Genomic DNA, 3494 nt, shown 5'->3' with positions numbered 1-3494 from the left:
GCCAGGTCCCGGTCGTCGGCGAGGGAGGGGCCGGCCAGCGCCCAGCCGCCGGGCTGCCGGCGGGGCCGCAGCCGCCGCACGGCCAGGACCACGCCGGTCACAGCGACGGCGGTGACTAGGGCGGTGAGGGTGATGGTGGCGGCCAGCCAGCCGGCGGGCACACCCGGCCATGCGGTGGTCGTGTCGGCGGTGGCCAGCGCGGCGAGGAACTGGCCGCCGAAGCCGGGCACGTGCCCGCCGCCGAGGGCGGCGGCCAGACGGGCCGCGGCCCAGATCAGCCAGCCGGCGGCGACCAGCGTCCACAGCACGCCGATGGCGAGCCAGGGGGCGAGGAACTGGCTGCCGCGGGGGCCGTGGGGGCCGCTCACCGGCGGATCGCCTGATCGGAGTCGTACAGGTCCAGCTCCGCCGGTCGCAGGGTCATCTGGACGGGGATACCCAGCCGCCCCCCGGTTTTGATCAGATATTTGCCGCGGCCGGGGTGGCGGACACCGGGCTGCCAGGAATCCGGCGCTGACCAGGAGGCGACCATCGCGCGTTCCGGCGCGGTCAGCGGGGTGATCTGATGGACCCGGTCGAGTTCGCGGGGCGGCAGCCCCGCGCAGATCAGGATCGCGGCCCGGTCCACGAACCCGCGCGCCTTGGCCCGGTCTTCCTCCGTCGGCAGCGCGTCCAGGTCGGCCAGCGAATGGGTCACCATCAGCGACGCGATCCCTTTGGCGCGGTTGAGGCGGGTCAGGGCGTCGGCGTGCTCCACCAGCCCGGGCGCGCCGCGCAGCGCCCGCCACAGTTCGTCCATGACCGCCAGGTGGTGGCGGCGGGGGGCCAGGTGCACGTCGGCGAGGGCGGCCGCGGCGTCAACGACCCCGAACCCGTAGGCCCAGGTGCACAGCAGCGCGGCGGACAGCAGGGTGTCCCCGGCCGCGCCCACCCGGGAGATGTCCACGGAGACGGCGGGGGCATCGAGGTCGATGGGGGTGGTGGTAGGCCCGTCGAACACCCCGGCCAGCGACCCCTCCGTCAACAACGCCAACGTCGGAACGAGGTCGTCGACGCGGGCAGCGTATGCCTGCGGGCTGAGGGCGCGGGCGGCGGCGCGCAACTCGTCCGGCCCGGATTCGATCACATGCAGGACGTCGGGCACGGTCGGGGCGGCCCGGCCGCGGTGACGGTCCTCGAGGAGGTCGACGGCCCGGCCCAGGATGACCTCTTCGGCGTTGCCGATGCGGCTGCCGCGCACCAGGGAGGCCAGAGCGAGCAGCAGGGACAGCCGGCGACCGCGGACCTCCCAGCGCAGAGCGGCGGCCTGCTCGGCGGGCAGGCGGTCCCATGCCTGCCCGAGCGGGCCGGCGTCCAGCGGGTTGATCCGGTCCAGGCCGCGGCCGACGCGGATGACCTGCCCGCCCAGGGCCTCCACATGCCGGGTGTAGTCCGGTTTGGTGTCCCCGAGGATCAGGGTGCGGGTGCCGAACGCAGCCATACCGGTGATCATTCGGTGGGCCAGGGCGGTCTTGCCGGTGCCAGGCTGGCCGAGCAGGAACACACCCGGGTTGGTGACCAGACCGGCGTCCGCCCACAGCAGCGGATCGAGGCAGACGACCTCCCCCCACAGCAGGTGCCGGCCGATCGGGACGCCAAGGGCCGGGGAACCGCCGCCGGCGACGAACGGGTACAGCCCGCAGATCTGCACGGTGGTGCCCTGGTATTCGATGCTCTGTTCGACGTGGGCGGCGCGGCCCGCGCCGGGGGTTTTCCACCCCCAGGCCGGAGCGACCGGGCCGGCATCCGCCGCGGTGACCACGGTACCGGGGGCTGGCGAGGGCGGCGCGAGGAAGGTCTGCTTCCGGGGGGCGTGACGCGGCGACATCCCGATCTCCTGGGGTCAGTGGGGCCAGCGGCGGGACAGCACCGGCGGGCAGATCCCGCACGGCAGGGTGGTGGCGAACCCGGCGGCCTGGCTGCCGTACATCCGCCGCAGTCGGATCTTGGACTCGTCGGCGCGGGACTGCACGTCCGCGACCGCCAGCGGCAGCTCGGACGCGTCGAGCACCGTCGTGGTCACGTACAGAGACATCAGGGTGACGCCGCCGCCGAGGGCTTCCTCCGCGGCGGCGCGGTGGGCGCGCTGGGCATCGGCGGTGTCCCGGGCGGTGGCGTCCCGGCCGGTCTGGGCTCGGTAGGTCGCCCGGAACGAGGCGGCAGTGACCTCCCGTTCCAACACGCGGGCGGCGTCCCCGGCTGGTAGCGGCCGGTAGAGCAGGGTAACCCGTCGCGGCCACCGGCCCGGGGCGATCAGCCGGGCCAGCACGTGCGCGGGGACCTGCTGGCGGGGAGCCTCCCGCCACGACCACGACACCGAATATGCCCCGTCGTGGTCGTACTGGCCGCGGGACTCCACCGCGGTGACCGGGCCGGCCTCCACCCAGTTCAGCAGTTCCGGGTTGTCGCTGGCGAGCATCCGGTTGATCTCTCCGCGGGCGTGTGGATCGTAGGCGGTGCGTACCACCCCGGCGATCATCGCCGCGCTGGCCCGGCCAAGGACCGCCACCCCGCAGGTACCGAGGGAGGACTCCAGGCCGGTCAGGGTGTGGCCGAACTCGGCCGCGGCCGCGGGTAGATCCGCTGGCCGGGACGGCGCCAGCCGTGGATCAAAGGTGAGTGACACGTAGGTGTCGACGTCGGCGGCCGCGGCCGGCGCGGCCGCGACGAGCTCGTCCATCAGGTCCCGGGCCAGCGGCGGGGCGTCCGCGGCGAGGCGGGCGGCAACGCTGTCGGCCAGGGTGGAGCCGGGGTCGGGGGCGGTGGTGACGGTGACCGTGACCCAGCGGATCGCGGGGAGGTAGCCCAGACCGGCCAGCCAGCCACCCCAGTTGGCCACCCAGCCGTCGGCGTCGGCGGGGTCAGCCAGCCAGGTCGAGGCCGGGGCCACGGCCAGGGTGGCGGTCACCAGCCCGCTGCGGCGATCCCACACCAGCCCGTAGTCTCCGCCGGCACCATCGTCGGCGGACACCAGCGTGGTGGGCGCCAGGACCCCGGGCAGGGTCCACGCCTGGGGATGTTCGACCGCGAGGTCGGCGTCGAGCCGGTCGTAGCCGGCGCGACGCGCCGCCGCCCAGCGGGCCTGCTGGACGAGCAGGTGGACCAGCGGGATGCCGTCCCACCGCGCCCACATCCCCCCGCCGGCCACGGCAGCGGGCAGCAGCAGGATCCCGGCAGCCAGCGGGGAGAACGCCGCCACGCCCATCAGCAGGGCGAGAGTGGCCAGCAGGCCCAGGGTCTGCGCGGATGACAGGCCGAACAGGCCGACCTGCTGGCTGCGCCGCCACCCTCCGTAGGTACGGATCCGCGGCTCGTTCTCGCTCACGGCCGGCCACCCCCGGCCGGCGGTGTCCCGCCCTCGGTCGAGGGTTCCTGCCCAGTCATAGCGTTCCCGGCCGCCCGGGCCGCGCCGGCGGCGGCCTGCCCGGCCACGGCGACCGCCATGCCCGCCGGAC

Annotated in this window: 2 protein-coding genes and 1 pseudogene; all 3 read right to left on the bottom strand. The window is 75.1% G+C overall.

The annotated features are described in order from the left end of the window. Nucleotides 1-368, bottom strand: a pseudogene (locus MJ777_RS22525) (hypothetical protein); the annotation flags it as partial. Further along, entirely contained in the window at nt 365-1867 is a 1503-nt protein-coding gene (locus tag MJ777_RS22520; protein ID WP_239377717.1) for a hypothetical protein, read from the bottom strand. The pseudogene MJ777_RS22525 and the gene MJ777_RS22520, both read right to left, overlap by 4 nt. A gap of 15 nt (nt 1868-1882) precedes the next feature. Further along, entirely contained in the window at nt 1883-3364 is a 1482-nt protein-coding gene (locus MJ777_RS22515; protein WP_239377716.1) for an SCO6880 family protein, read from the bottom strand. Nucleotides 3365-3494 lie beyond the last annotated feature (130 nt).

The sequence above is a fragment of the Protofrankia sp. Cj5 genome, from assembly GCF_917627405.1.
In the GTDB taxonomy this organism is placed as follows: domain Bacteria; phylum Actinomycetota; class Actinomycetes; order Frankiales; family Frankiaceae; genus Protofrankia.
The sequence above is the reverse complement of the archived record's forward strand: the minus strand, read 5'-3'. Positions and strand labels throughout refer to the sequence as shown.